This window comes from Gemmobacter fulvus (assembly GCF_018798885.1).
In the GTDB taxonomy this organism is placed as follows: Bacteria; Pseudomonadota; Alphaproteobacteria; order Rhodobacterales; family Rhodobacteraceae; genus Gemmobacter; species Gemmobacter fulvus.
In genome coordinates, this window is record NZ_CP076361.1 from 1,481,527 (window position 1) to 1,505,803 (window position 24,277).

Sequence of the window (24,277 nt, forward strand, 5' to 3'; positions counted from 1 at the left end):
CCAACCCGAGAGGAGCGCCCCATGAGCCTTGCCCCCGCTGACGACCGCCTGATCGTGGCGCTGGATGTGCCGAATGTGGTGCAGGGACTGGATCTCGCCGGGAAGATCGGCGATGCGGTCAGCTTTTACAAGATCGGTCTGGGGATGCTGACCGGCGGCGGCTTCGCGCTGGCCAATGAGTTGAAGCACGAACAGGGCAAGCGCGTGTTTCTGGACATGAAGCTGTTCGACATCGGCGCCACGGTCGAGGCTGCGGTGCGCGGCATCGCGCAGCATGGGCTGGACTTTCTGACCGTGCATGGCGACCCGCAGGTGGTGCGCGCCGCTGCCGAAGGCAAGGTCGGCACCGACCTGAAAATTCTGGCGGTGACGGTGCTGACCTCGCTGGACCGGGCCGATCTGGACGCCAATCTGATCGTGCCGGGCGACATTCACCAGATCACGCTGGAACGTGCAGCCCGCGCGCTGGATGCCGGGGCGGATGGTGTGATTGCCAGCCCGCAGGAGGCTGCGATGATCCGCGCGCTGCCGCAGGCGGCGGGCAAGCTGATCGTCACCCCCGGCGTGCGCCCGGCAGGAGCGGCGCTGGGGGATCAGAAACGCGTGGCCACCCCGGCACAGGCGATTGCCGATGGCGTGAACCACATCGTTGTCGGCCGCCCGATCTGGCAAGCCGCCGACCCCCGCCGCGCCGCGCAAGCCGTGGTGTCAGAACTGCGCGGGTAAGCCCACGCGGTCTGCTCAGCCTGTCGGGTGACCGGGGCGGAAGCAGCGCAGTGGGGGGATGCGGCTGCAATCGAGCTCAGGGTTTTCCAAGGCACCGCCCCCGATGGGGTCAAGCCGCTTGCCTGGAGGCGAAGCCAAGCTCATCAATCGCTTTCGACAAACGGAAGACGCTCTGACTGCCGCCCCATCAAGGCCTTTGGGTCTGTTAAGCTGGTAGCCACATGCACCCCGCCCCTTTCAGGATCGCCCCGCAACGTGAGCCGCTCTCAAAGGCATGGCGAGGGGGGCGCACCTGCCGAACGCATCGTACAAACTCGCGACGGGCTGATTTCTAAACCCTTATGAGATATAGAAATACGCCTGCATTCCGGCATGCGCACAGTTCCCCGTCTGGATTTTGCCAACCCGATTGCGCATCGTCGCACAAAAGCTCTTCAAACGACAGTCCTGTGCGAAGGTCATTCGGTCGTGAAGGACGGAATTGTAAAATGGTGCCCCAGGAGGGACTCGAACCCCCGACCTCCTCATTACGAATGAGGCGCACTACCAGCTGTGCTACTGGGGCCGCGCGGGCTTGCGTATAACTGCCCCAAGAGATCTTTTCAAGACACCAAACGCATCTTGGAAGATCATTGTCGCCCATGACCTGTTTTTCGTTCAACCACTTACAATAAAACCGTTTTTCTCATGGCGACGCTGAGTGCAAGGGGTCTGCGCAGCTTGCCGGAGTGCCACGATTTATCGTACGCCCGCCTAAACGGTCGGGCTGACTCGTGCAAGGATCCCATCACCCTCCGCCCCCGTTTCCGCAGGCCGCGCCGCACATGGTCAACCGGCACATCACCTCTCAACCCTGATCAGCAGCGGGTAAAACGATTGCCGGTCTCAGGCATCTTGCCGCGCGATATCCGTGATCAAGACATCGCTGACGGTTTCAGCCATCACCTTCTGTGCGGCCTCCAACAGCGCCTTGCGCAGGTGGATCAGAGTCGTGCCCTCGGTGAACGATCCACGAAACCCACCACTGTTCGCGTGATCAAACAGGATCTGCAAAAAGCTGTCGCGCAGCTTTGGTTCCTTGGCAAAGACCGACTCGGACGCGCCGGGGGTTACCTCCAGGCTCAGCGCCAGCACGACCATCGCACTCACCCGCCCTTCGGTCACAAGCGGCACGATGAATTGATGGCTCATCTTCACATATTCATGCTCCGTCACTTCTGCTTCGGCATCAGGCGGCACCTCTGCGCCGTGAGGAGCCTCAGGTGTCGGGCGCAGGAACCAGCCTGCCGCCAGACCACCGCCGATGCCAACCAGACAGAACACAAGCACAAGAAGGATGTTTTTCATGGCGGTCAGAAGGGCAGCAGGATGTCGGCAACCTGCTGACCATAGCGGGGTTGCTGAACATCGGTGATCTGGCCGCGCCCGCCATAGGACACGCGCGCACCCGCGATCTTGTCATAGGTAATCTCGTTCTGACGCGAGATATCGGCCGGGCGCACATACCCGGACACTACCAGTTCGCGCAGCTCGTAATTCACCCGGACCTCCTGCTGCCCCTCGATACGCAAAACGCCATTCGGCAATTCCTCGACCACTGTCGCCGCCACCCGCAGCGTCAGCTTTTCGGTGCGCGCCACCGATCCGCTGCCCTCATAGCTGGAGCTTGTCGTGGTATTGACCGCCTCTGCCATGCTGGCCCCCTCTGGCAATTGCGCGTTCAAACGCTCTGGAATGCCGAACAGCGCCGGGATGCCCATCGCATCACTGCCCGCGCGGCTGCGGTCCGAGGAATTGGAAATCTCGGCCTTGTCATTGATTTCAACCACCACGGTCAGGATATCGCCGCGCCGTTCGGCCCGCCGCTCGCCAAACAGCGAGTCGCGGCTGCTGGTCCAGAGCGAAGAGGTCTCGGCGGGGCCGCTGGGCGGGATATCCTTCGGCATGGGGGTCGAATACATCGCGTGATGTTGATAACTGCCCTCCAGCGGTGAAAAGGCCGGGGCCTTGCCGACAGCATCAAGCCGGGCGCAGGCGGTGAGGCAGAGACTGGCAAGGATCAGGCGGCTCATCGGGGGATACCTCATGGGGCAAGGCCAACGATCACCATGCCCTGTGCGGTGATCTCGCCTGCAACCGTGGTGCGGGAGGACAGGTTCATGACACGGATCACATCGCCCAGCCCGCCGCGGGACAGCGCCCGCCCTTCGGTGACGATCTGCACCGGGCCCGCGCTATAGGCCAGCGCCACGGCCTGATTGCGATCGACAAGCGCTGGAGGACCAAGATCCGCAGGGGCGATCGGGCGGTTGGCATAGAGCGCGCGGCGCGCCTCTTGCCCAATGGCGTCCGCCGGATCCGACACGGCGCCCGGAACCGTCTTGTCCAGCACCATCACATCTTCGGGCGCAATAATTTGCTGCGCCCGGATGGTGCGGACCGGCACGATGATCTCTGCGGCAGCAAGGCCCGGCAGCAGCGACAGGACCAGACACAACCGCATCACCGCACCTGCGTGGTTGCGGACAGCATCTGATCGGCGGCGGTGATGACCTTGGCATTCAGCTCATACCCGCGCTGCGCCTTGATCAGTTCCGTCACCTCGCGCACCGCATCGACAGAGCTTTCTTCCAGATAGCCCTGCCGCAGCGTGCCCAAACCGTCCTGCCCGGGCGCGCCGATCAGCGGCGGGCCAGAGCCTGCCGTTTCCAGAAACAGGTTGCCGCCAATCGCTTCCAGCCCCTTTTCATTGGTGAATCCGGCCAGGCTGAGCTGGCCCAGCATCTGCGGCTGCACCTGATCCATGAAATGGGCATAAACCTCGCCATCGGCATTGATGGTGATGCTGCGCGCATCAGAGGGGATGGTGATGCCGGGTGCCACCTGATGGCCTGCCGAGGTGACGATCAGCCCATCGCCCGTGCGTTTCAGCCCGCCATCGCGGGTATAGGCCGCAGCCCCGGAGGGCAGCGTGACTTCCAGATACCCTTTGCCCTCGATGGCGAGATCGAGGTCACCGCCGGTCTGGCTCAGCGCGCCTTGCGCCAGCACCACCGACACCGAGGCGGGCCGCACGCCCAGCCCGATCTGCACGCCGCTGGGCAACAGCGTGCCATCCTGCGCCGAGATCGTTCCGGGCCGTGCATCCTGCTGATAATGCAGGTCCGCGAATTCGGCCCGGCGGGCGTTGTAGCCCGTGGTCGACATATTGGCGAGGTTGTTGGAGACGACATCGACCCGCATCTGCTGCGCGGCCATGCCACTTGCGGCGATCTGTAAGGCTTTCATCCCGGTTTCCTATCGTCCCAATGTCTGGATGACACCGCGCATCCGTTGATCTTCACTGTCCAGAAAGCTCTGCCCCATCTCATAGGCGCGCTGCACCTCGATCATGCGCGAGATTTCCGAAAGCGCGTTCACATTGCTGTCTTCCAGCTGGCCCTGCTTGATCACGCCGCCGTCCAAGGGCACTTCGCCGCCCGAGGTTGCAAACAATGTGCCGCCCATATGGCGAAGATCGGTCGGATCCTGCGGTGCCCAGAGCCCGATCCGGGCCAGCGGCTGCCCCTGCGCCGAGAGGGTGCCATCGGCGGCCAGGGCGACGGCCCCGGCGTCGGGCGGCACAAAGACCGGCGCGCCGCCCTCATCCAGCAGGCGATAGCCATCAGGATTGACCAGTTCCCCTTCGGCAGAGGGGCTGAAACTGCCGGCCCGCGTCAACCGGTTGCCGTCCGGCGCTTCCAGCAGGAAAAATCCTTCGCCCTGAATGGCAAAATCAAACTGCCCCCCCGTCATCGACAGGCCACCTTGCGACAGGTCGATGTTGCGGGCCGAGGCGCGGGCCATCGACAGCGAGGGCGCATCGTCCAGACGGCTGACATATTCCGAAAAGATTACCCCTTCGCGGCGAAAGCCGGTGGTCGCGCTATTGGCGATATTATTGGCGATGGCCTGCATTTCGCGCATCAATCCGCCCTGACGCGTCAATGTGGTATAGCCTGATGCGTCCATCTCAGCCTCCGGCGATCTGGGGAAGAATACGGTCGTTGAAAAAGCTGACGAGGGTCGAGGTCATGAAGCTCATCGACACCCAGAACACGATGAGCATCGCCCCCACCTTGGGCACGAAGGTCAGCGTCATTTCCTGAATGGAGGTCAGCGCCTGAAACAGCCCGACGGCGATGCCCGCAATCAGCGCCACGGCCAGCAGCGGGGCCGAGATGGTGACGGCAATCCACAAACCCTGGCGCAGCGTGTCATAGAGCTGTTCTTCGCTCATACCGGCATCCTCAGGATTTCCTGATAGGCCTCCACCACCTTGTCACGCACGGTCACGGCGGTTTCGACCGCCAGTTCCGTGGCCGCCAGCGCCTGCACAAGCGCATGCGGATCCGCGCCACCGATCATCGCATTGCGCGCCGCGGACTCCCCAGAGGCGAGCACGTTGGAAAAGCTGTCCGCCGCAGCCCCGAAGGCGCTTTCGGCCTCGGGCGGGCGCGGCTGGGCGGCTGCGGCAGTCTTGGCATGGGCATAGGTCTGGGCGGCAATGGTCGTGCGCATATCCATTCTGGATCTCCTTATCTGCGCAGAAGGTCGAACAGGCTTTGCGTCATCTGCCGCGCCTGATCGAACATCCTGAGGTTTGCTTCGTAGCTGCGCTGCGCCTCGCGGGCGTCAGCCATTTCGATCACCAGATCGACGTTCGAGCCATCGTAATGGCCGCTGTCATCGGCCAGCGGGTGGCCCGGATCATAGATCCGCACCAGCGCAGACCGATCCAGCCGCACCGGCCCCGCCTGCACCGCCGCGCCATCCATCGCAGCGTGGAAGCTGATGGTCTTGCGCTGGTAGCCCGGCGTATCGGCATTAGCGATATTTTCCGACACATGCCGCAGGCGCGCGGCCTGCGCCTCCATACCAGAGGCGGCGAGCGAGAGTGAGGTGCGCAGATCGGCCATGGCTAACGCTGCCGCCCGAGGCTGATGCGCAGGATGTCGCTGCTGCTGCGATAGATCGCCAAGGCCATCTCATGCTGCTGGCGCACCTCGACCGCGCGGACCATTTCGCCCTCCAGCGACACGGTGTTGCCATTCGGGCTGGCGGCCCCCGTGGTCTGGCGGGCAACCGGCGCAGAGGCCGCTTCGGCCACCGAAGCGCCGTGCAGGGCGCGGGTGCGGCGCATCCCGCTGCCTGATCCACTGTCATACAGATCGGCAAAATCCGGCAAGGCCTGCGCCTTGAAACCGGGCGTATCGGCATTGGCAATGTTGCGCGCAATTTCGCCCTGTTGCGCGCCGGCATGGCTGGCCATCGCCTGCGCCATTCTGACAATTTCAAGTTTTTCAAACACCGGGGCTTCTCCCTCGATCACCTTCACCAAGGCTTAAGGGTGATTCCTTTAGAAACCGTAATCAGGAACAAAGGGAGAATGGCATGGCGGGAATTTTCGATGCACTGCGGGCCGAGATCACCGCCGTGTCGGTGGCAAACCGGATTGGCCGGGTGGCTGACATTGGCAAGGGCGCGCTCCGCGTCCAAGGCTTTTCCCAGGGGGCGAGTCTGGGCGACCGGGTTCTGATCCATGGCAGCCAGGGCGACATCGGTGGTGAAATCGTGCGCCTGTCACGCGAGGGCGCCGGTATCCTGCCCGACAGCACGCCAGAGGGGGTGCGCATCGGCGATGCGGTGGCGATGATCGGCCATGCGGCCATCGCCCCGGATACCGGCTGGATTGGCCGGATCGTCGATCCCTATGGCCGCCCGCTGGACGGCAGGCCGCTGTTCCGGGGCGTGCATCCGCGCGCCTTGCGGGCAGCAGCCCCGCCCGCCGCGCAACGCCGCCCGATGGGTGGACGCCTTGCCACCGGCCTTGCCGTGTTCAACACCTTGCTGCCGATTGTGCGGGGCCAGCGCATCGGGTTGTTTGCGGGGTCCGGCGTTGGCAAATCCTCGCTGCTGGCCAGATTTGCGCGCAGGATCGAGGCGGATGTGGTGGTGATTGCGCTGATCGGGGAGCGAGGCCGCGAATTGCGCGATTTCACCGACCGGATTCTGGGGCCTGAAGGGATGCGGCGCAGCGTTGTGATTGCCGCCACCTCGGATCAATCCCCCCTGACGCGCCGCCGCTGCGCCTGGACTGCGATGGCGGTGGCGGAATATTTCCGCGATCAGGGCCTGCATGTGCTGTTTCTGGCAGATTCGATCACCCGTTTTGCCGAGGCGCACCGCGAGGTCGCCGTCGCCTCGGGGGAGGAGGCGAATTTGCGGGGCTTTCCGCCCTCGACCGCGCATACGATCATGGCGCTGGCAGAGCGGGCCGGGCCGGGCCCCGAGGGCGCGGGTGATATTACGGCGGTGTTTTCGGTGCTGGTGGCCGGATCGGATATGGACGAGCCGATTGCCGATATTCTGCGCGGGGTGCTGGATGGCCATGTGGTGCTGGACCGGGCGATTGCGGAACGGGGCCGGTTTCCGGCGATCAACCTGCTGCGCTCTGTTTCGCGCAGCCTGCCCGATGCGGCCAGCCCGGAAGAAAACGCCCTCATCACCGAGGCGCGGCACCTGCTGGGGGCCTATGAGCGCACGGAAATGATGATCCACGCCGGACTTTACGCAAAAGGCAGCGATCCTGTGGTGGATCTGGCGATCAAGGTCTGGCCCGCGCTGGATGCCTTTCTGTCAGACGAGGCGCAGGGCAGCATCGCCGCAAGCTTTCAGAATCTGGCGGCATGTCTGCGGCCATAGGCCCGTCAGGCATAGGCAGAGCCGCGCCATTCTTCGACAAGCATTTCCCGAAACCGGGTGGCTGCGGGGGAAAACCGCGCGCCGCGCCGTTCGACCATGCCGATGGTCCGTGTCACCACCGGATTTTCAAGTGCAACCGTGGCAATCAGCGGATGCTCCCGCTGTGGCGTCGCCAGTTGCGGCAGAACGGAAATGCCCAGCCCCGCCTCGACCAGCCCCAGCGAAGTCGACAGGTGGTTCACCTCATAAAACCAGTTCAGATCCAGCCGCTGATCCGCCATCGCCAGCGCATGATCCAGCACCGCCCGGTTGCCGGAGGTCTTGGACACCCCGATCAGCGGATGCCCCTCCAGCGCCGACCAGGACAGACGCGGCTCTTGGGCAAGTGCGTGGTCGCGGCGGCAGGCCAGCACGAAAGGATCCTCCAGCAGCGGCGTAAAGATCAGGTCGTCACGCGTGGCACCGGTGATGTTGATGCCAAACTCCACCTCGCCATTCGCCACGGCATCAAGACCTTCGTTTGCCGACAAGTCCATGATACGAAATCGGATTCCCGGGTATCGCTTGTTGAAGGCCTCGATCACGCGGGGCAGAAAGTAGAAGGCGGCGGTGGGCACAGAGGCCAGCGTGACCTGCGCCCGGTGCCGCCCCCGCAGATCCGAGATCGACAGGATCGATTCTTCGAATTCATCGACAAGCCTGCGCACCAGCGGCATCAGCTCGCGCCCGATCTGGGTCGGGGCGACGCGCCGTGTGGTGCGTTCGATCAACTGCGCGCCCACCGCCTCTTCCAGCCCACGGATGCGCCGCGACAAGGCGGGTTGCGACAGGTTGAGCAGCTTTGCGGCCTCGTTGAACGATGAAAGTTCAAGCACGGCGAGGAAAGCCTTGAGGTCGAGAAATTCAAAATTATTCCGCATACCGGAATAATAACCGAAATATTTGCATTTCACAACAAAGTCGTTTCGCGGCATTCCCAAGAACATCGCAGGGAAACCTGCAAAAAGGGGGAGACGTAGATGGACGACCTGATCCGCATTCCATGCGTGATGATGCGCGGCGGCACTTCCAAGGGTCCGTTCTTTCTGCGCAGCGATCTGCCGCATGATCCGGCACAGCGCGACGCGCTGCTGATCGAGCTGATGGGCTCCGGCCACCCGCTTCAGATCGACGGAATCGGCGGGGGCAACTCGCTGTCGTCCAAGGTGGCGATTGTCGGGCCTGCAACGCGGGACGGGGCTGACGTCGACTACCTCTTCGCGCAGGTCAAGGTCGAGGAACGGCTGGTGGATACCGCGCCGAACTGCGGCAACATGCTGTCCGCCGTCGGGGCCTTTGCCATTGAAAAAGGCCTAGTGACGGCGCAGCCGGGGGAAACCAAGGTCCGCGTCCACAACGTCAACACCGGCAAGATCATCGAGGCGCGGTTCCAGACCCCCGGCGGCGAATTGCGCTATCAGGGCGATGCGGCGATTGACGGTGTGCCGGGCACGGCGGCGCCGGTCTATCTCGCGTTTCTGGAGGCCATCGGTGCCAAGACGGGCCGCCTGCTGCCATCGGGCGCGCCGCAAGAGGTGATTGACGGCGTGCCCGTCTCGCTGATCGACGGGGCAACCCCGGTTGTCCTCGCCCGCGCCGAAACCTTCGGCCTGACCGGATCTGAAACCGCGCGAGACCTCGATGCCAATCGGGCCTTCATGGCGCGGCTGGAAACGGTTCGGATCGAGGCCGGGCGGCGCATGGGTCTGGGCGATGTGGCCGATTCGGTGCTGCCCAAGCCGGTTCTGATCGGTGTGCCCCGGCGCGGCGGCGATCTTGCGGTGCGCTATTTCACGCCGCATGCCTGCCATTCGTCGCTGGCCACCACCGGGGCCGTCTCGGTCGCCATTGCCGCGACCTTGCCTGACAGCATCGTCGGCACGGCCCTGCCCGACTTTCAGCTGCCGAACACCCTGACACTGGAACACCCGACCGGGCGCATGGCTGTGCGCGTGGACCGGGATAGCGCCACCGGCCAGCCCATCGTTTTCGTGATGCGCACCTGCCGGCGGCTTTTTGAAGGGGCGGCCCTGGTCCGCCGAACGAACTGAAGGAAGTCCGGGATGTGCATTGCGCACCGGCCCGGAGGTCACAGACACTGAACATGAGGGAGGAAACCAACATGACCAGAATTACACGCCGCTCCGCGATGGCGCTTGGACTTGCCGCGATGAGTCTGTCGGGCCTGCCGGCCTTTGCGCAGGATTATCCGTCAAAGCCCATCTCGCTTGTCGTCTCCTATGCGGCAGGCGGCGGGACCGACGCGATTGCCCGCGTTTTTGCCGCGCGTCTTGAAAAAGCGCTGAATGGCCGCGTCATCGTGGAAAACCGTCCCGGGGCCGCCGCCAATATCGGCACCGAGGTCGCCGCCGCCGCCGATCCCGATGGTTATACCCTGCTGATCGGCAATCAGGGGCCGATGGTGGTAAACCCGCATATCTTCAATCTGAAATACGATCCGGCAGAGGCGCTTGACCCCATTGCCATGATTGCCGACGCCTCGCTGGTGGTGGTGGTAGGGCCGCGCCTGCCGGTCAAATCCATGGGCGAGTTCATGGAGAAGGCTAAGGCTGGCGAGTTGGTCTATGGCTCGGCCGGCAATGCCTCGGCCAGCCATGTGGCAACGCTGCTGCTGGGGCAAAGCGCCGACATCAAGCTGAAGCATGTGCCCTACAAAGGCGCCGGTCCGGCGGTGAATGATCTGGTCGGCGGCCATATCGACTTCATGGTCACCACGATCCCGTCGGTGATCGGCCTTGTCGGGGATGGCACGCTGACCGCGCTGGCGGTGACCGGCAAAGACCGGTTCCCCGCGCTGCCCGACGTGCCGACCGCCAGCGAGGCCGGGGTGACCGGCTATACTGCCTCGGCCTGGTATGGCCTGCTTGGTCCGAAGGGCCTGCCCGAGGACGTCCGCACGAAACTGGCCGCCGCCACCGCCGAAACGCTGGCAGATCCTGATTTCATCGCCAAGCTCAGCAATGATGGCGGTGTGCCGTCGGATCTTTCCGGCCAGGGCTTTGCGGATTTCATGGCGGCAGAGCGCGCCCGTTGGGGTGAGGTGGTCAAGGCCGCCGACATCAAGGTGGAATAAGCCATGAGCCACGAAGCCGAGGCCCCCCCACCGCCGCATACCCCCCTGATCGGCCGCGAGCGGCTGGCGGGTCTGAGCCTTGTGGCGTTCGGGCTTTTCACCCTCTGGGCAGGCTCCGACCTGCCCTTCTTTACCGAAAGCGGCGTCGGCTCCGGCCTTTTGCCGCGCGCGCTTTCGGTGCTGATCACCTTGCTCGGTGCGGTGCAACTGTTTGTCACCCGCAACGAGCCTGCGGAATCCACCGGCACATGGCCGCTGCGCGATATGCTTCCGGTGCTGATCGGGGTGTTTCTGTTCGCGCTGACGGTGCGCGGATATGACTTCGGCGCGTTCCGCATCCCGCCACTTGGTCTGGCCGTGGCCACGCCGCTGGCCATCATCTGTTCGGGACTTGCGGCCAAGGATGCGCGCCCGGTCGAGCTGGCGATTTTTGCCACCATCCTGACGGCGGCCTGCATCGGCATGTTCAGATATGCGCTGGGGCTTTCGATCCCCGTGGCGCCCTGGCTGATCGGATACTGATATGTTTGAAGTCTTTCAAAACCTTGGCCTTGGGCTGGCCGTCGCTCTGACGCTCAAGAACGTGTTCTTCTGCTTCATCGGCTGCCTGATCGGCACGCTGGTGGGGGTATTGCCCGGCGTCGGGCCGGTCGCGACCATCTCGATCCTGTTGCCGGTCACGCTGGCGCTGGATCCGACCGGCGCGCTGATCATGCTGGCGGGCATCTATTACGGCGCGCAATATGGTGGCTCCACCACCGCCATTCTCGTCAATATCCCCGGCGAGGCGACGGCGGTCGTCACCGCCATCGACGGGCATGAAATGGCCAAGAAGGGCCAAGCGGGTCTGGCGCTCGGGCTGGCTGCCATCGGCTCGTTCATTGCAGGCACCTTTGCCACCATCGTGATCGCGGCGCTTGGCGTGCCGATGACCAAGCTGGGCCTGCTGTTCGGCCCGGCAGAGTATTTCTCGCTGATGATCATGGGGTTGGTCTTTGCGGTGGTGCTGGCGCATGGCTCGCTGGTGAAGGCGCTGGCGATGATCCTTGTCGGGGTGCTGCTGTCTTGCGTGGGTGCCGATATGGAAACCGGGCGCGAGCGGATGACCTTCGGCCTGCACATGCTGACCGATGGTATCGAATTCGTAGTGCTGGCGATGGGGATCTTCGGCTTTGCCGAAATCTTCAAGAACCTTGCAGACCCGGAAAAACGCGATGTGGTGCGCGGCAAGATCGGGCGGCTCTGGCCCACGCTGCGCGAATTGCGCGAGAATATGGGGCCGATCCTGCGCGGCACCGGGCTGGGGTCGGTGCTGGGGGTTCTGCCGGGCAATGGCGCCATTCTTGCCCCCTTTGCCAGCTATGCCGTGGAAAAACGCCTGTCCAAGCGCCCGCAGGATTTTGGCACCGGCGTTCCCGCGGCGGTGGCCGGGCCGGAATCCGCCAACAATGCCGGGGCACAGACCTCGTTCATCCCGCTGTTGACGCTGGGACTGCCGCCCAATGCGGTGATGGCGCTGATGGTCGGGGCAATGATGATCCAGGGCATCGTGCCGGGGCCGCAGGTGATCGAGCGCAATCCCGAACTGTTCTGGGGTCTGGTTGCCTCGATGTGGATCGGCAACCTGATGCTGGTCATCATCAACCTGCCGCTGATCGGTCTGTGGGTGAAGCTGCTTCAGGTGCCTTACCGCCTGCTGTTCCCGGCGATTGTCGCCTTCTGCTGCATCGGCCTGTTCTCGATCTCCAACGACCCGGCGCAGGTGATGATGGCAGGGGTTCTGGGGCTGGTCGGCTTTGCACTCTACAAGTTGCAGTTCGAGGCCGCCCCGCTGGCGCTGGGTTTCGTGCTGGGCCGTCTGCTGGAAGAAAAGCTGCGGCAGGCGCTGATCATCTCGGACGGCAGCATGATGACCTTCGTCACCTCGCCGCTGTCGGCCCTGCTGCTGGGTGTGGGCGCGGTGGCACTTGTGATCGCGGTTCTGCCCGCCATGCGGAAATCGCGCGAGGATGTATTCAAGGACGCCTGATCCTGCCGCGCTGCGTCATACCAGAAAGCCCGGCCCGAAAGGGCCGGGCTTTTTCACATCGCGCAGGGGCCCCTGGCAGCGCTGCCGGTGCTTATCCCAGATCGGCATCCGGGGCGATCACGCCCTTGGTGAACAGAAAGCAACCATAGAACCGCCGCTCGCCGGTGGAGATGACGCAATAGGCCTTCTTGGCCTCTTCATAAAAGGCAAAGCGTTCAATGCCATACATCGGCGCGGCGCGGCCCTCGGCGGCATCCACCTCGGCCTGAACCTCTTGCTGCACCGGCGGCACCTCGTTTGCGGCCCCCATCACCTCCATCCGGCCTGCGGAATTCTGCAGGGCGCTGTCCAGCGGCAGCACCGACAAGACGGCTTTCACCGCGCGGGCCGCACTGACATTGTCGATATGCAGCAGGCGGCCCAGCCGGGTCTGCCGCGCAATCGCGTCCGAAGGAAAGTTGGTATCCACGATCACCAGCGTATCGCCATGCCCCATCGCGCGCAGCGCATGCAGCACATCGGCCCCAAGGGCCGGATCAAGGTTCTTCAGCATTGTTTTCCTCGCGTTTTCATGGGCCACCCCGTCTTCCCCCGGGGCGGCAGATCTGGTCTCAGGCGCCGTATGAGATCCAGATATTCTTGACTTCGGTGGCGCGGCGCAACCAATCTTCACCTTCGGCGCTGGTATCGGCTCAATCGGTCAGGCAGTCATGATCGACAAAGCTGCGTTTCATGTTGCCTGCCGACAGACGCTCCACCGCCTCGGACTGGGCCTCGGTGCCAAAGGCCCAGACCGCATCCACATCCACCGCCGCGCCCCGCGCCAGCCAGCTGCGGGCCTCGGCATCGGATTCCGGGGAGGGACCATAGGACATGTCGTCGAAATACTTTGCGATGCTCATCGGTCTATCCGATCAGGTGCCGGTTGAAGGCGGAATAGCCGCCCGTGACATGGGGTTCGAGCTGGCATTCGATATCGGCCAGCAGGCTCGACGCACCGATGCGGAACAGATCGGGTTCGAGCCAGTCGCGCCCCAGCTCTTCCTTCATCAGGAACTGCTGCATCAGCACATCCTTGGTGGTGGCAATGCCGCCTGGGGGCTTGTAGCCGACCCGGTATCCCGTGCGGTCCAGATAGTCGCGGATGGTGCGGATCATGGTCAGCGTCACGGCAGGCGTGGCATTGACCGCCTCTTTCCCGGTGGAGGTCTGATGAAATCCGCCCCCGCCATCATGCAGACAAGGCTGGCCCGCGCCACATTGCGCAGCGTTTTCAACACGCCGGTGGCCGCCCAAAAATCGCGCATCTCATCATAGAGCGCCCGTCGGTGCCTCGACAGCCGTGGCGACAAAGCGGTGATAGACGCAGACAGCCCCCGTGGTCAGGCGGCGGTCGCCCATGCCAAGCGCCTCTTGCAGCGCGGGCGTCAGCGGCCGTCCCCACATTGGCACCGGACGTGCAGCGCATTTGCCACGCAGGGGAATGCGGCACTGCGAGGGCTTGCAGCCGCGCACGGTCAGGCGCATATTGTATACCATAGCATACCAATTGAGGCGGCCGAGACAGATGCCGGGCAACGTTCAGACAATCTTCGTTACGTTTCTGCTCGCCTCTGCCGGGGCGGCGCTGGCGCTGCTCTGCCACATTCCGCTGCCCTTCCTGTTCGGCCCGATGACCGCCTGTCTTGTTGCGGCGCTCTGTGGCCTGCGGCTCCGCGCGATGCCGGGCGTCCCGGTTCTGGCGCGCACCATCCTTGGCGTGGCGGTCGGCGCGTCGATCACCCCGCAGGTGCTGGCGCAGATTCCGCAGATGACCATCAGCCTTGCGGTGATGCCGGTCTATGTGGCGGTGATCGGTGCAATCGGGATACCGCTGTTCCTTCGTCTGGGGTTTGATCGGGTGACTGCCTATTATGCGGCGATGCCCGGCGGGCTTCAGGATATGGTGCTGTTCGGGCAAGAAGCGGGCGGCGATGTGCGCGCGCTGTCATTGATCCACGCCACGCGGGTTGCGGTGATCGTGACCATCGTGCCTTTTGTCGCGACATCGCTCTATGATGTCACGCTCAGCGGATCCATCGGGGCACCGATGATCGACCTGCCGCCGGTCGAACTGCTGCTCATGGCCGGTGCCGCCCTTCTGGGTTGGAAAGGCGGTGTGTGGCTGGGCCTGTTCGGGGCCTCTCTGCTGGGGCCGATGATCCTTGCGGCGGCGCTATCCTTGGGCGGCGTGATCCACAGCCGCCCCCCGTCTGAGGCCATCGTGGCGGCGCAGTTCTTCATCGGCATCGGCATTGGCGCGCAATATGTCGGCGTCACGCTATCAGAACTGCGGCGCATCGTGTCTGCCGGGCTGGTGTTTGTGATCGTGCTGGCCGTCCTAGCGGCGATCTTCACCGAACTGGCTACACTCGCGGGGCTGGGGCGGCCCATCGACATGTTCCTGTCTTTCGCACCTGGCGGTCAGGCCGAAATGGCCCTGCTGGCCATGGCGGCCGGTGCGGATGCAGGATTTGTGGTCCTCCACCATCTGACCCGCATGGTGATCGTCATTCTGGGCGCGCCGGTGATGGCGCGGCTGACCAAGGCGATGCCCCGCTAGGCCAGCCGCCCATGGTTTACATGGCAACCGCCCCGATCTGCCAGACATAGACAGGCTCGGTGCCGTTCACGAGGTGATCTCCGAGGATACGCTCCTTGTAGATCACCGGGTTATGGCTTGCCGCCGTGCGGGCATTGCGCCAGTGCCGGTCCAGCGCCAGAGCCTGATCGCTGGACGATGCCCCCAGCGCATTGAACACATCGCTGACGGCGCGCAGCGCCAGATCCACCGCCGCAACCTGTGCCGCTGCCGATTGCAGCTCTGCCTCGATATTGGCAGCGTCATCCGCGGCCTTGTCAGAGCCCTGCGATGTCTCATAGGCGCGCTCTGCGGCGCGCGCGGCCTCCAGCGTGGCGGCGCGGGCGGCATAGGCAAAGGCCCGCGCCTTGCCCAGAACCTGCAGGATCTGCGGATCATGGCGCACCAATCCACCACTGCCATGCGAGAAGGCGCGTTTGCGCGCTGCCACCTGCCGCCCGACATCGCGCACCGCCGCGAGCGCCGCTCCGGTCAGCACCGCGTTCAGCACCAGCTGATAAAACGCCGTCTGATAGCGGAAGCGGTTTTCAAACGGCACCAACCCCTCGGCGTCCAGCCGCGCCCCGTCGAACAGCGTGGTACCGGTCCCGGTCAGCTTTTGGCCAAATCCGGCCCAGTCATCGCGGATCGTGACCCCGGACTGATCGGTTTTCACAATCGCGATCACTGGCGCGCCGGTGTCAGAGCGGGTGGCATAGGTATCAATCCAATCCGCAAAGATTGTGCCGGTGGAATAGTATTTCTCGCCATCCACACGGAACCCCGCGCCATCCGGGGTAACTTTGGTCAGCGTGTCACCGATCTTCACCGCCCCGATCTCGGTCCAGCCATTGCCCGCGATCTGGCCCGCCGCAAACCGCCGCAACCAGACCTCGCCTTCTGCGCGCGGGGCGACAAGCCGGTCCTCCACCAGCGCCAGATGGCTGCGCAGGCCCTGCGCCAGATTGGTATCGGCCTCGGCCAGATCAATCAGCAGGTCGAACAGCTGCACCAGCGAGGCCCCGGCACCACCCAGGTCCGCGGGCACCCGCAACGCGGTGAAACCCGACTGCTTCAACAGCGCAATCTCTTCATGCGGCAAGATACGGCCCCGCTCGCGCGCCACGGAACCTTCTGCGATGCGGTCAAACACGGGGCGGAAGCGGGCTTTCAGATCTGCGGTGGCGGGATGGTCTGTCCAACGGTCGTGTTTGGTCATGGGCTGTTCCGATCATGGGAAGGGCGCAGGATGTGCGCGGCAAGGGGCCAGAAATCTGACGCGGCGTGGGCCGTCAGCATGGCATGACCTTAGCGGCAGGGCCGCCGCAAAACGATAGAAACATATATCAAAATCAGTGGCTTGAAGAGATTACCCTTCCCATTTCGCACCCGCCCGCAGCACAGTTCCCCGCATCCGCCGCTTTGGCCGCACAGAATCACGGTCAAATCAGGCGTCTTTTTTTGGCATCCGTCTCCAGCCTGCAGAACAAGGCCGCCGTGCCATTGACGTGGCAGAGAATTTTTACGCCGATCCCCGCCGAAGAAGAAAATCCCCCACAACTTGCCGTTGCACCTTGGGCCTGCAAGCCTTCGGGGGCTGGCACATGATGCCTTCCCCTGCGGCCTTTTCCCGGCCCGTAACAAAGGACACCCGATGGGCTCCCTGACCGAAACCCAGATCGACCATACCGTGCATCCCCGCGTCAATTCGGCCGATCCGGTGCCGCCGCGCCCCCGCCCTGCAACGCCTGCCCATATCCTGCGCGACGACGCGGATGCGCTGGCGGTGGCCAAAACCCTTGCCGAAGATTTCGCACAGGGGGCGGCCTTACGCGACCGCGAAGGGCTGTTGCCGCTGCGCGAACTGGATCTCTATTCCCAAAGCGGGATCTGGTCGCTGCTGGTGCCCGCCGCCTATGGCGGTCCCGGCCTGTCGCATGCCACGCTGGCCAAGGTGATCTCTATCGTGGCGACGGGAGACCCCGCGCTTGCCCAGATCGCGCAGAACCACCTGGCCATCCTTAGTCTGGTGGATCTGGACGCGACAGAGGCCCAGAAGAAGATGGTGTTTGACTGGGCGCTGCGCGGCCTGCGTTTCGGCAACGCCTTTTCCGAAACCGGCGGCAAGACCGTGGGGGATTTTCAGACCCGCATCGTGTTCGAGGATGACAGCGCCATCGTAAACGGTGAGAAATTCTACACCACGGGTGCGCTGCTGTCGCATATCGTGCCCATCGTCGCCATTGGCGAGGCAGGGGCCTATATCGCTTTTGCGGATCGGGACACACCCGGCCTGACCATCACCAACAACTGGTCGAGCTTTGGCCAGCGCACAACCGCATCGGGCAGCGTGAAGATCGAAAACCTGCGCCTGCCGCGCGAAAGGGCGGTTCTGCTGCGGGATACCTCGGTCACAACTTCGGTTCAGGGGCCGGTGTCGCAGATTATCCAGGCGGCGATTGATGCGGGCATCGCCCGGGCCGCGATTGAGGACACGATCAAATTCGTGAAAACACAAAGCCGACCTTGGGTGGACAGCGGCAAGGAGAGTGCGGGCGAAGATCCCTATACCATTGCCGCCATCGGCGACCTCAAGATCCGCCTTCATGCCGCCGAGGCGCTGCTGGAGATTGCAGGCCGGGCCATCGACACCGGTTATCACACGCCCTCGCTGCACAACGTCTCAGAGGCAACGATCAAGACCGGCGAGGCAAAGGTGCTGACCACGCAGATTGCCATCGAGGCCACAAACAAGCTGTTTGAGCTGGCCGGAACCCGGTCCACGCTGGGGCAATACGGGCTGGATCGGCATTGGCGCAATGCGCGGGTGCATACATTGCATGATCCGGTGCGATGGAAGTTTTTCCATGTCGGCAACTATTACCTGAACGGCACCCACCCGCCGCGCCACCCCTGGAACTAGGCCAGACAACCCGATCAGGGCCGGGCACACCTCTGCCCGGCCCTGATCGGCCGATTGGGCGGCGCTGCGGTTGCCACCGGCAGATTCCGCGCCGTCGCGGGGCAAAGCCGGGCTTGGCAGAAAATCCCGCTCTGCCCCGCCGCCGCAAACAGCGATTTTCTCCCCTTATCGCGGCGATCTTTGGAATGGGCCGAAGCGGTCAAGGCAGATAAATCTATTAATGAAGTCGTGATTTAGGAAACTCATAATGACCCACCTGTCCTTCGTCGGCCTGTCTGGCAATATCACCGCGCCGTCCAAAACCCGGGCGCTTGTGTCCACCGCGCTGGATCTGGTGCAAAACCGGATCGAAACGCAAAGACATCTTTTTGAAATCAATGACTTTGGTGACAGCCTCGGTCGGGCGCGGCGGCTTGAGGATCTGGACGCCGAGGCCCGCGCCAAGGTGGATGTGATCCTGAACGCCGATGCGCTGGTGATTGCGACACCAATCTACAAGGCCAGCTATCCGGGCCTGTTCAAACACCTGCTCGACCTGCTGGACCCGCAGGCGCTGCTGGGAAAACCCGTTCTGCTGGCGGCCACCGGGGGCGGTGAAAAGCACGCGCTGGCGGTGGAACACCAGCTGCGCCCGCTGCTCGCGTTTTTCGAGGCACAGAGTCTGGCGACAGCAGTCCATGTCTCGGACAAGGATTTTACCAACGGCACCCTGACGGGCGATGCCGCGCTCAACCGGCTGGCCCGCGCTGTCACCCAGTTTGATGCCTTCTTTCCGGCACAGCTGCGCCTGCAACGCGCCGCCGAATAACGCCACCCACCCCTTCCAAGGACCGATCACATGACCACCGATCCCGTCAAATTCGCCTATTGGGTGCCCAATGTCTCGGGCGGCCTGGTGATTTCCGACATCGAACAGCGCACCAGCTGGACCCCCGAATACAACCGCAAACTGGCGCAGATCGCCGAAGCGGCGGGGTTCGACTATGCGCTGAGCCAGATCCGCTTCACCGCCGGATATGGCGCCGACAATCAGCATGAATCTGTGGCCTTCAGCCAGGATCTTCTGGCCCATACCGAACGGCTGAAGGTCATCGCCGCCATCCTGCCGGGGCCGTGGGCGCCATCCGTGGTGGCCAAGCAGATTGCCACGATCAGCCACCTGAGCAATGCCCGCATCGCGGTGAACATCGTGTCCGGCTGGTTCCGTGGCGAGTTTTCGGCGATTGGCGAGCTCTGGCTCGACCATGACGAACGCTATCGCCGGTCAGAGGAATTCATCCGCGCGCTGAAAGGCATCTGGACGCAGGATGATTTTACCTTGCGTGGCGATTTCTACCGCTTTGCCAATTACACGATGAAGCCGAAGCCCCTTCACCCGCTGCCCGAAGTGTTCCAAGGCGGATCGAGCCGGGCCGCGCGCGACATGGCGGCGCGGGTGTCGGACTGGTATTTCACCAACGGCAATACGCCCGAGGGGCTGAAGGCGCAGGTGGATGACATTCAGGGCAAGTCGGCGGAAACCGGCAACCGGGTGAAGATCGGCATCAACGCCTTTGCCGTCATCCGCGATACCGAAGCCGAGGCCCGCGCCGTGGTTCATGAGATTGTCGCCAAGGCCAACCCCGAGGCCGTGCAGGGCTTTGCCCATGAGGTCAAGAACGCGGGCAAATCCAGCCCCGAGGGCGAGGGCAACTGGGCCACATCCAGCTTCACCGATCTGGTGCAGTACAACGATGGCTTCCGGTCGAACCTGATCGGCACGCCGCAACAGGTGGCCGAGCGCATCGTTGCGCTCAAGGACGCAGGCGCCGACCTGATCCTGCTGGGCTTTCTGCACTTTCAGGAAGAGGTCGAATATTTCGGCACGCATGTGATCCCGCTGGTGCGCCAGCTTGAGGCGCAGCGCGCCAAGGAACTGGTGGCGGCCGAATAAGGCCGCCCTCCCCCGCAATTCGGAGACAAAGATGTTCAGCGCCCTGACAAGCGGGGTGGAGGCGGCGCTGATCGCGCAGCCCCCTGCCGCCGTACGCGTGCCAGAAATGGCCCATGTGCCCCATATCGCCCTCGCCTTGACGGGGATCAGCCTCAGCTTCGGCGGGATTCATGCCCTGCGCGATGTCTCGTTCGATCTGCGACCCGGCGAGATCCGGGCGGTGATCGGGCCGAATGGTGCGGGCAAATCCTCGCTCGTCAATGTGATCAGCGGGCTCTACCGCCCCGATGCAGGGTGGATCCACCTGGCGGGCCAGCGCCTGACGCATGTGCGCCCCGAGGCGTTGCCGCGTCTGGGCGTGGCGCGCACCTTCCAGAACCTCGCGCTGTTTCCGGGGCTGAGCGTGGCACAGAACATCGCCGCCGGTCTGGTCTTCCGCCGCCGTCACGGACTTTTGTGGCAGTTGGCAGGGCTGCCCGGCGCGCGGGTCGAGGCGGCAGAGGTGGCCGAGAAAGTGCAGGAGGTGGCCGCGTTTCTGGGCATCACCGCGCATCTGGACCGGCCGGTCGCCACCCTGCCCTATGGACTGCAAAAACAGGTGGAACTGGCCCGTGCCCTGATTGCGGCCCCGAAGATCCTGCTGCTGGATGAACCGATGGCGGGCATGACTGCCACCGAAAAGGCCGCGATGGCCGCGCATGTGCGCGCCGCCCGAGACCGGCTGGGTCTGGCGGTGATCCTGATCGAACATGACATCGGCGTGGTCATGGGCCTGTCGGATCATGTCGTGGTGCTGGATCACGGCGTGAAGATCGCCGATGGCACCCCCGCCGTTGTGCGCCGCGACCCCGAGGTGATCCGCGCCTATCTGGGGGCCGCGTGATGGAGGGGTTTGACCTGCTGTTCGCCGCCGAGGTCGCCGTGGGCGGCCTGCTGTCGGGGGTGATGTATGCCCTTGTCGCCATCGGGTTCGTGCTGATCTACAAGACCTCGGGCGTGCTGAACTTTGCGCAAGGCGCGATGGTGCTGTTTGCCGCGCTGACCTTTGTCAGCCTTGTCGAACGCGGCGTGCCGTTCTGGGCCGCCATCGCCGCAACGCTGCTGGTGATGACCGCACTTGGCTTTGCCATCGAACGCACGGTGCTGCGCCCCTTGGCCAACCGGCCACCGATGACGCTGTTCATGGCCACCCTTGGCCTGTCCTATGTGATCGAGGGCGCGGCGCAGCTGATCTGGGGCACGCAGGTGCATCGGCTGGATCTGGGCATCTCCAACGCGCCCTTCGTGGTTTGGGGCATCTTCATCTCGACCTTCGATCTGGTGGCGGCGGCGATTGCAGCGGCCATGGTGGCGGCGCTGACGGCCTTCTTCCGCTTTACCCATACGGGGCTGGCCTTCCGCGCCGTGGCTGATGACCAGTTTGCCGCGCTTGCCGTAGGTCTGCGGCTGGGCCGGATCTGGGGCACGGTCTGGACCGCCGCCGGGGTGGTGGCGCTGGTGGCGGGCCTGTTGTGGGGTGCGCGGCTGGGGGTGCAATTCTCGCTGTCACTGATCGTGCTGAAGGCGCTGCCGGTGCTGGTGCTGGGCGGGTTCGATTCCATCCTTGGGGCCATTGTCGCAGGCCTTGTGATCGGCGCGACCGAGAAACTGGCCGAGGTTTATATCGGCCCGTTCTTCGGCGGCGGCATCGAGGGCTGGTTTGCCTATGCCGTGGCGCTGCTGGTGCTGCTGGTGCGGCCTTCGGGCCTGTTTGGCCAGAAAATCGTGGAAAGATACTGACATGACCGCCATTTCCGCTTTTGCCACCCGGGCAGGGTTTGCCACCGGGCTGTCGGTTCCTGCGCTGGTGCTGCTGGCTTTTGTTATCGTGCCGCTGACCGCCAGCCCCTATGTGCTGGAGGCGATCCTGCTGCCGTTCCTCGCCCTGTCGCTCGCCGGGCTGGGGCTGAATCTGCTGACCGGCTATGGCGGGCAGGTCTCGCTCGGATCGGCGGCCTTCATGGCGGTGGGGGCCTTTGCCGCCTATAATTTCGATCTGCGCACCGGCCTGCCGCTGCCGGTGTCGATCCTGCTGGCAGGGCTGACGGCGGCGACCATCGGGCTGCTGTTCGGTCTGCCCAGCCTGCGGCTGCGCGGCTTCTACCTCGCTGTCTCTACCCTTGCCGCGCAATTCTTCGTGCAATGGGCGCTGACGAAGTTCGCCTGGTTTTCCAATGGCAGCCCCTCGGGCATCATCGCCGCCCCGGTGATCGAGCTTGCGGGCCTGCGGCTGGACAGCGCGACCGGGCGTTACCTGTTCTCGCTGTCGATCGTGACCGCGATCACCCTGCTGGTGCATCGCATCGTCACCGGGCCAGAGGGCGTGAACCTGATCGCGGTGCGCGACAATGAAACCGCAGCACGCGTGATCGGCGTGCCGGTGCTGCGCACGAAACTGGTGGCCTTTGCGCTGTCTTCGGCCATCATCGGCGTCGCGGGGGTGCTGTGGGCCTTTACCTATCTGCGCACGGTGGAGCCTGCGGGCTTCAACCTCGACCGCTCGTTCCAGATCCTGTTCATCGTCATCATCGGCGGGCTGGCCACCATTCGCGGCACCTTTCTGGGGGCCGGGCTGATCGTGGTGTTCCCGCTGCTGCTGGGCCGTCTGTCGGCCTTCGCCTTTGACGGGCTGATCGACGCGGGCCTGATCAAGCTGATTGAGCGCATCGTGCTTGGCAGCACCATCATCCTTTTCCTCATCGCCGAGCCCAACGGGCTTTCGGCAATCCTCTCCCGCCTGACCGCGCGCCTGCGCGGCCTCTGGCGCGGCTGACCCATCCCAAAACCAGGAGCCCTTCCCATGTCTTTCATCACACGCATCGCCCCCATGGCTTTGGCCACCGCCTTGCTCGCCACCCCGGCGCTGACCGACGAACAGCATTTCCCACTGCAATCCTATCGCGTCGGCCCCTATGCCGCCGGCGGCACCGGCTTCTTCGGCGGCTTCATCGACTATCTGACCCTGATCAACACCCGCGATGGCGGGGTGAACGGGGTCAAGCTCAGCTGGTCAGAAGGCGAAACCGAATATGAGGTGGAAAAGGGGGTAGAGGTCTATCAGCGCCTGAAATCCAACCCCGGCATTGCCGCCTGGAACCCGCTGTCGGTGGGCATCGCCTATGCGATGATTGACGGCGTGGCGGCAGACAAGACCCCGCTGATCACCATCAACCATGGCCGCACCGACACGACCGATGGCCGCGTGTTCCCTTACGTCTTCCCGCTGCTGCTGAACCCCTATTCCGAAACCTCGGGCATCGTGAATTACATCGCGACCAAGGAAGGCGGGCATGAGGCGCTGAAGGGCAAGAAGATCGCCGTGCTGTATCACGGCTCGCCCTATGGCAAGGAAACCATCCCGATCTATGACCTTCTGGCCGAGAAATACGGCTTCGAGCTGGTGCAGATCGAGGTGCCGCATCCGGGCAATGAACAGGGCGCGCAATGGCTGCAAATCCGGCGCGAGCAGCCTGATTACGTGGTCCTGCGCGGCTGGGGCGTGATGAACCCGGTGGCGCTGACCACGGCGCAGCGCAATGGCTTCCCGGTGGATCGCATCATCGGCAATGTCTGGTCGAACTCCGAAGAAGACGTGCGCCCGGCTGGCGATGCCGCCATCGGTTATACTGCCATCACCACTCAGGCTTCGGGCAACCAATATCCCGTGCTGCAAGAGATCACCAAGACGGTCTATGATGCAGGCAAGGGCAACCTGTCCGATCCCACCCGCATCGGATCGGTCTACCACAACCTCGGCATCGTCAACGGCATCCTGAACGTGGAGGCCGTGCGCATCGCGCAGGCCAAATTCGGCAACCGCACCCTGACCGGCGACGAGGTGCGCTGGGGCTTTGAACACCTGCAACTCTCGCCCGCACGGGTGAAAGAGCTGGGGGCCGAAAACCTGTTCCATTCGATCAACGTCACCTGGGACAATCACGAGGGCGAAGGCTACGTCACCTTCCAGCAATGGGATGGCCAGAAATGGAACGTGGTATCGGACTGGATCGCGCCGGACTGGGCGCTGCTGCGTCCAATCATCGAGGCCTCGTCCGAAGCCTATGCCAAGGAAAAGGGCCTGCCGATCCGCACCCGCGCTGAGGCCGAGGCAGCCGTGAGCAACTGACGCC

28 protein-coding genes, 1 tRNA gene and 1 pseudogene are annotated in these 24,277 nt (G+C 63.9%); 14 read left to right on the top strand and 16 right to left on the bottom strand.

Annotated elements, in window-relative coordinates; translation table 11 throughout:
- Positions 1–21 precede the first annotated feature (21 nt).
- Positions 22–726: an orotidine-5'-phosphate decarboxylase gene (gene pyrF, locus KM031_RS07335; RefSeq protein WP_215503859.1), complete on the top strand. Its 705-nt coding sequence runs from the start codon at positions 22–24 to the stop codon at positions 724–726.
- 489 nt (positions 727–1,215) lie between these two features.
- Here pyrF and KM031_RS07340 read toward each other — a convergent pair.
- The 10 genes from KM031_RS07340 to KM031_RS07385 all read right to left on the bottom strand — a co-directional run bounded on the left by KM031_RS07340 (position 1,216) and on the right by KM031_RS07385 (position 6,076).
- Positions 1,216–1,291, bottom strand: a tRNA-Thr gene (locus KM031_RS07340).
- A 320-nt stretch (positions 1,292–1,611) separates the two neighbouring features.
- The gene (locus tag KM031_RS07345) at positions 1,612–2,073 is read right to left on the bottom strand and encodes a flagellar basal body-associated FliL family protein (protein WP_215503860.1); all 462 of its coding nucleotides are present in this window, start codon (positions 2,071–2,073) and stop codon (positions 1,612–1,614) included.
- A 5-nt stretch (positions 2,074–2,078) separates the two neighbouring features.
- Positions 2,079–2,798 carry a flagellar basal body L-ring protein FlgH gene (flgH, locus tag KM031_RS07350; protein WP_215503861.1) on the bottom strand — a complete coding sequence of 240 codons (720 nt, stop codon included), beginning with the start codon at positions 2,796–2,798 and terminating at the stop codon, positions 2,079–2,081.
- 11 nt (positions 2,799–2,809) lie between these two features.
- Positions 2,810–3,229, bottom strand: a complete 420-nt coding sequence (gene flgA, locus KM031_RS07355) for a flagellar basal body P-ring formation chaperone FlgA (RefSeq protein ID WP_215503862.1) — start codon at positions 3,227–3,229, stop codon at positions 2,810–2,812.
- A complete protein-coding gene (flgG, locus tag KM031_RS07360; protein WP_215503863.1) occupies positions 3,229–4,014 on the bottom strand; it encodes a flagellar basal-body rod protein FlgG in 786 nt (261 codons plus the stop codon). Before flgG ends, flgA begins: the two co-directional genes overlap by 1 nt.
- Positions 4,015–4,023: 9 nt before the next feature.
- Positions 4,024–4,737, bottom strand: a complete 714-nt coding sequence (locus tag KM031_RS07365) for a flagellar hook-basal body complex protein (protein WP_215503864.1) — start codon at positions 4,735–4,737, stop codon at positions 4,024–4,026.
- A 1-nt stretch (position 4,738) separates the two neighbouring features.
- Entirely contained in the window at positions 4,739–5,005 is a 267-nt protein-coding gene (locus KM031_RS07370) for a flagellar biosynthetic protein FliQ (protein ID WP_215503865.1), read from the bottom strand.
- Positions 5,002–5,292 carry a flagellar hook-basal body complex protein FliE gene (gene fliE / locus KM031_RS07375; RefSeq protein WP_215503866.1) on the bottom strand — a complete coding sequence of 97 codons (291 nt, stop codon included), beginning with the start codon at positions 5,290–5,292 and terminating at the stop codon, positions 5,002–5,004. Before fliE ends, KM031_RS07370 begins: the two co-directional genes overlap by 4 nt.
- Positions 5,293–5,303: 11 nt before the next feature.
- On the bottom strand, positions 5,304–5,684 hold the full coding sequence (gene flgC, locus KM031_RS07380) for a flagellar basal body rod protein FlgC (protein ID WP_215503867.1): 381 nt from the start codon (positions 5,682–5,684) through the stop codon (positions 5,304–5,306).
- A 2-nt stretch (positions 5,685–5,686) separates the two neighbouring features.
- Positions 5,687–6,076: a FlgB family protein gene (locus KM031_RS07385; RefSeq protein ID WP_215503868.1), complete on the bottom strand. Its 390-nt coding sequence runs from the start codon at positions 6,074–6,076 to the stop codon at positions 5,687–5,689.
- An 83-nt stretch (positions 6,077–6,159) separates the two neighbouring features.
- On the opposite strand from KM031_RS07385, the gene KM031_RS07390 reads away from it, so the two are divergent.
- Positions 6,160–7,470, top strand: a complete 1,311-nt coding sequence (locus tag KM031_RS07390; RefSeq protein WP_215503869.1) for a FliI/YscN family ATPase — start codon at positions 6,160–6,162, stop codon at positions 7,468–7,470.
- Positions 7,471–7,475: 5 nt separating this feature from the next.
- On the opposite strand, the gene KM031_RS07395 is transcribed toward KM031_RS07390, so the two are convergent.
- The gene (locus KM031_RS07395) at positions 7,476–8,444 is read right to left on the bottom strand and encodes a LysR family transcriptional regulator (protein WP_307742830.1); all 969 of its coding nucleotides are present in this window, start codon (positions 8,442–8,444) and stop codon (positions 7,476–7,478) included.
- 45 nt (positions 8,445–8,489) lie between these two features.
- Between KM031_RS07395 and KM031_RS07400 the strand changes: the two genes are divergently transcribed.
- From KM031_RS07400 to KM031_RS07415, 4 genes are all read left to right on the top strand, one after another.
- A complete protein-coding gene (locus tag KM031_RS07400; RefSeq protein WP_215503871.1) occupies positions 8,490–9,560 on the top strand; it encodes a 4-oxalomesaconate tautomerase in 1,071 nt (356 codons plus the stop codon).
- A 71-nt stretch (positions 9,561–9,631) separates the two neighbouring features.
- Positions 9,632–10,603 (top strand): Bug family tripartite tricarboxylate transporter substrate binding protein, encoded by a 972-nt coding sequence (locus KM031_RS07405; protein WP_246566809.1) that lies wholly within the window; start codon positions 9,632–9,634, stop codon positions 10,601–10,603.
- Between the two features lie 3 nt (positions 10,604–10,606).
- Positions 10,607–11,125, top strand: a complete 519-nt coding sequence (locus tag KM031_RS07410; RefSeq protein ID WP_215503872.1) for a tripartite tricarboxylate transporter TctB family protein — start codon at positions 10,607–10,609, stop codon at positions 11,123–11,125.
- 1 nt (position 11,126) lies between these two features.
- Positions 11,127–12,632 (top strand): tripartite tricarboxylate transporter permease, encoded by a 1,506-nt coding sequence (locus tag KM031_RS07415; RefSeq protein WP_215503873.1) that lies wholly within the window; start codon positions 11,127–11,129, stop codon positions 12,630–12,632.
- Positions 12,633–12,723: 91 nt separating this feature from the next.
- Here KM031_RS07415 and KM031_RS07420 read toward each other — a convergent pair whose 3' ends face one another.
- The 4 genes and pseudogenes from KM031_RS07420 to KM031_RS22680 form a co-directional block, all read right to left on the bottom strand.
- A complete protein-coding gene (locus KM031_RS07420; protein WP_215503874.1) occupies positions 12,724–13,185 on the bottom strand; it encodes an RbsD/FucU family protein in 462 nt (153 codons plus the stop codon).
- Between the two features lie 139 nt (positions 13,186–13,324).
- Positions 13,325–13,534 (bottom strand): hypothetical protein, encoded by a 210-nt coding sequence (locus tag KM031_RS07425; RefSeq protein WP_215503875.1) that lies wholly within the window; start codon positions 13,532–13,534, stop codon positions 13,325–13,327.
- A 4-nt stretch (positions 13,535–13,538) separates the two neighbouring features.
- Positions 13,539–13,972, bottom strand: a pseudogene (locus KM031_RS07430) (deoxyribose-phosphate aldolase); the annotation flags it as partial.
- Positions 13,944–14,171: a hypothetical protein gene (locus KM031_RS22680; RefSeq protein ID WP_371879010.1), complete on the bottom strand. Its 228-nt coding sequence runs from the start codon at positions 14,169–14,171 to the stop codon at positions 13,944–13,946. The pseudogene KM031_RS07430 and the gene KM031_RS22680, both read right to left, overlap by 29 nt.
- Before the next feature lie 28 nt (positions 14,172–14,199).
- Here KM031_RS22680 and KM031_RS07435 point away from each other — a divergent pair, with 28 nt between their 5' ends.
- The gene (locus KM031_RS07435; protein WP_215503876.1) at positions 14,200–15,234 is read left to right on the top strand and encodes an AbrB family transcriptional regulator; all 1,035 of its coding nucleotides are present in this window, start codon (positions 14,200–14,202) and stop codon (positions 15,232–15,234) included.
- 16 nt (positions 15,235–15,250) lie between these two features.
- Here the strand turns inward: KM031_RS07435 and KM031_RS07440 are convergent, their stop codons facing one another.
- Positions 15,251–16,471, bottom strand: coding sequence for an acyl-CoA dehydrogenase family protein (locus KM031_RS07440; RefSeq protein ID WP_215503877.1), 1,221 nt, complete (start codon positions 16,469–16,471; stop codon positions 15,251–15,253).
- Between the two features lie 435 nt (positions 16,472–16,906).
- Here KM031_RS07440 and KM031_RS07445 point away from each other — a divergent pair, with 435 nt between their 5' ends.
- The 7 genes from KM031_RS07445 (at position 16,907) to KM031_RS07475 (ending at position 24,273) form a co-directional block, all read left to right on the top strand.
- A complete protein-coding gene (locus KM031_RS07445) occupies positions 16,907–18,175 on the top strand; it encodes an SfnB family sulfur acquisition oxidoreductase (protein WP_215503878.1) in 1,269 nt (422 codons plus the stop codon).
- A gap of 247 nt (positions 18,176–18,422) precedes the next feature.
- Positions 18,423–18,983: an NAD(P)H-dependent oxidoreductase gene (locus tag KM031_RS07450; protein ID WP_215503879.1), complete on the top strand. Its 561-nt coding sequence runs from the start codon at positions 18,423–18,425 to the stop codon at positions 18,981–18,983.
- Between the two features lie 30 nt (positions 18,984–19,013).
- A complete protein-coding gene (sfnG, locus tag KM031_RS07455) occupies positions 19,014–20,108 on the top strand; it encodes a dimethylsulfone monooxygenase SfnG (protein WP_215503880.1) in 1,095 nt (364 codons plus the stop codon).
- Positions 20,109–20,139: 31 nt separating this feature from the next.
- On the top strand, positions 20,140–20,991 hold the full coding sequence (locus tag KM031_RS07460) for an ABC transporter ATP-binding protein (protein WP_246566810.1): 852 nt from the start codon (positions 20,140–20,142) through the stop codon (positions 20,989–20,991).
- A complete protein-coding gene (locus KM031_RS07465) occupies positions 20,991–21,887 on the top strand; it encodes a branched-chain amino acid ABC transporter permease (RefSeq protein WP_215503881.1) in 897 nt (298 codons plus the stop codon). The genes KM031_RS07460 and KM031_RS07465 overlap by 1 nt, the downstream gene beginning before the upstream one ends.
- Position 21,888: 1 nt before the next feature.
- Positions 21,889–22,920 (top strand): branched-chain amino acid ABC transporter permease, encoded by a 1,032-nt coding sequence (locus tag KM031_RS07470; protein ID WP_215503882.1) that lies wholly within the window; start codon positions 21,889–21,891, stop codon positions 22,918–22,920.
- Positions 22,921–22,947: 27 nt separating this feature from the next.
- On the top strand, positions 22,948–24,273 hold the full coding sequence (locus KM031_RS07475; RefSeq protein ID WP_215503883.1) for an ABC transporter substrate-binding protein: 1,326 nt from the start codon (positions 22,948–22,950) through the stop codon (positions 24,271–24,273).
- The last annotated feature ends 4 nt before the right edge of the window (positions 24,274–24,277 follow it).

What these genes read in the sequence shown, in the direction of transcription:
- pyrF (WP_215503859.1), top strand. Translation starts at nt 22, where the DNA reads ATGAGCCTTGCCCCCGCTGACGACCGCCTGATCGTGGCGCTGGATGTG.
- KM031_RS07370 (WP_215503865.1), bottom strand. Translation starts at nt 5,005, where the DNA reads ATGAGCGAAGAACAGCTCTATGACACGCTGCGCCAGGGTTTGTGGATT.
- KM031_RS07395 (WP_307742830.1), bottom strand. Translation starts at nt 8,444, where the DNA reads ATGCCGCGAAACGACTTTGTTGTGAAATGCAAATATTTCGGTTATTAT.
- KM031_RS07405 (WP_246566809.1), top strand. Translation starts at nt 9,632, where the DNA reads ATGACCAGAATTACACGCCGCTCCGCGATGGCGCTTGGACTTGCCGCG.
- KM031_RS07415 (WP_215503873.1), top strand. Translation starts at nt 11,127, where the DNA reads ATGTTTGAAGTCTTTCAAAACCTTGGCCTTGGGCTGGCCGTCGCTCTG.
- sfnG (WP_215503880.1), top strand. Translation starts at nt 19,014, where the DNA reads ATGACCACCGATCCCGTCAAATTCGCCTATTGGGTGCCCAATGTCTCG.
- KM031_RS07470 (WP_215503882.1), top strand. Translation starts at nt 21,889, where the DNA reads ATGACCGCCATTTCCGCTTTTGCCACCCGGGCAGGGTTTGCCACCGGG.
- KM031_RS07440 (WP_215503877.1), bottom strand. Translation starts at nt 16,471, where the DNA reads ATGACCAAACACGACCGTTGGACAGACCATCCCGCCACCGCAGATCTG.
- KM031_RS07460 (WP_246566810.1), top strand. Translation starts at nt 20,140, where the DNA reads ATGTTCAGCGCCCTGACAAGCGGGGTGGAGGCGGCGCTGATCGCGCAG.
- fliE (WP_215503866.1), bottom strand. Translation starts at nt 5,292, where the DNA reads ATGGATATGCGCACGACCATTGCCGCCCAGACCTATGCCCATGCCAAG.
- flgA (WP_215503862.1), bottom strand. Translation starts at nt 3,229, where the DNA reads ATGCGGTTGTGTCTGGTCCTGTCGCTGCTGCCGGGCCTTGCTGCCGCA.
- KM031_RS07450 (WP_215503879.1), top strand. Translation starts at nt 18,423, where the DNA reads ATGACCCACCTGTCCTTCGTCGGCCTGTCTGGCAATATCACCGCGCCG.
- KM031_RS07420 (WP_215503874.1), bottom strand. Translation starts at nt 13,185, where the DNA reads ATGCTGAAGAACCTTGATCCGGCCCTTGGGGCCGATGTGCTGCATGCG.
- KM031_RS07365 (WP_215503864.1), bottom strand. Translation starts at nt 4,737, where the DNA reads ATGGACGCATCAGGCTATACCACATTGACGCGTCAGGGCGGATTGATG.
- flgG (WP_215503863.1), bottom strand. Translation starts at nt 4,014, where the DNA reads ATGAAAGCCTTACAGATCGCCGCAAGTGGCATGGCCGCGCAGCAGATG.
- KM031_RS07465 (WP_215503881.1), top strand. Translation starts at nt 20,991, where the DNA reads ATGGAGGGGTTTGACCTGCTGTTCGCCGCCGAGGTCGCCGTGGGCGGC.
- KM031_RS07390 (WP_215503869.1), top strand. Translation starts at nt 6,160, where the DNA reads ATGGCGGGAATTTTCGATGCACTGCGGGCCGAGATCACCGCCGTGTCG.
- KM031_RS07345 (WP_215503860.1), bottom strand. Translation starts at nt 2,073, where the DNA reads ATGAAAAACATCCTTCTTGTGCTTGTGTTCTGTCTGGTTGGCATCGGC.
- flgC (WP_215503867.1), bottom strand. Translation starts at nt 5,684, where the DNA reads ATGGCCGATCTGCGCACCTCACTCTCGCTCGCCGCCTCTGGTATGGAG.
- flgH (WP_215503861.1), bottom strand. Translation starts at nt 2,798, where the DNA reads ATGAGCCGCCTGATCCTTGCCAGTCTCTGCCTCACCGCCTGCGCCCGG.
- KM031_RS07445 (WP_215503878.1), top strand. Translation starts at nt 16,907, where the DNA reads ATGGGCTCCCTGACCGAAACCCAGATCGACCATACCGTGCATCCCCGC.
- KM031_RS07410 (WP_215503872.1), top strand. Translation starts at nt 10,607, where the DNA reads ATGAGCCACGAAGCCGAGGCCCCCCCACCGCCGCATACCCCCCTGATC.
- KM031_RS07425 (WP_215503875.1), bottom strand. Translation starts at nt 13,534, where the DNA reads ATGAGCATCGCAAAGTATTTCGACGACATGTCCTATGGTCCCTCCCCG.
- KM031_RS22680 (WP_371879010.1), bottom strand. Translation starts at nt 14,171, where the DNA reads ATGGTATACAATATGCGCCTGACCGTGCGCGGCTGCAAGCCCTCGCAG.
- KM031_RS07400 (WP_215503871.1), top strand. Translation starts at nt 8,490, where the DNA reads ATGGACGACCTGATCCGCATTCCATGCGTGATGATGCGCGGCGGCACT.
- KM031_RS07435 (WP_215503876.1), top strand. Translation starts at nt 14,200, where the DNA reads ATGCCGGGCAACGTTCAGACAATCTTCGTTACGTTTCTGCTCGCCTCT.
- KM031_RS07475 (WP_215503883.1), top strand. Translation starts at nt 22,948, where the DNA reads ATGTCTTTCATCACACGCATCGCCCCCATGGCTTTGGCCACCGCCTTG.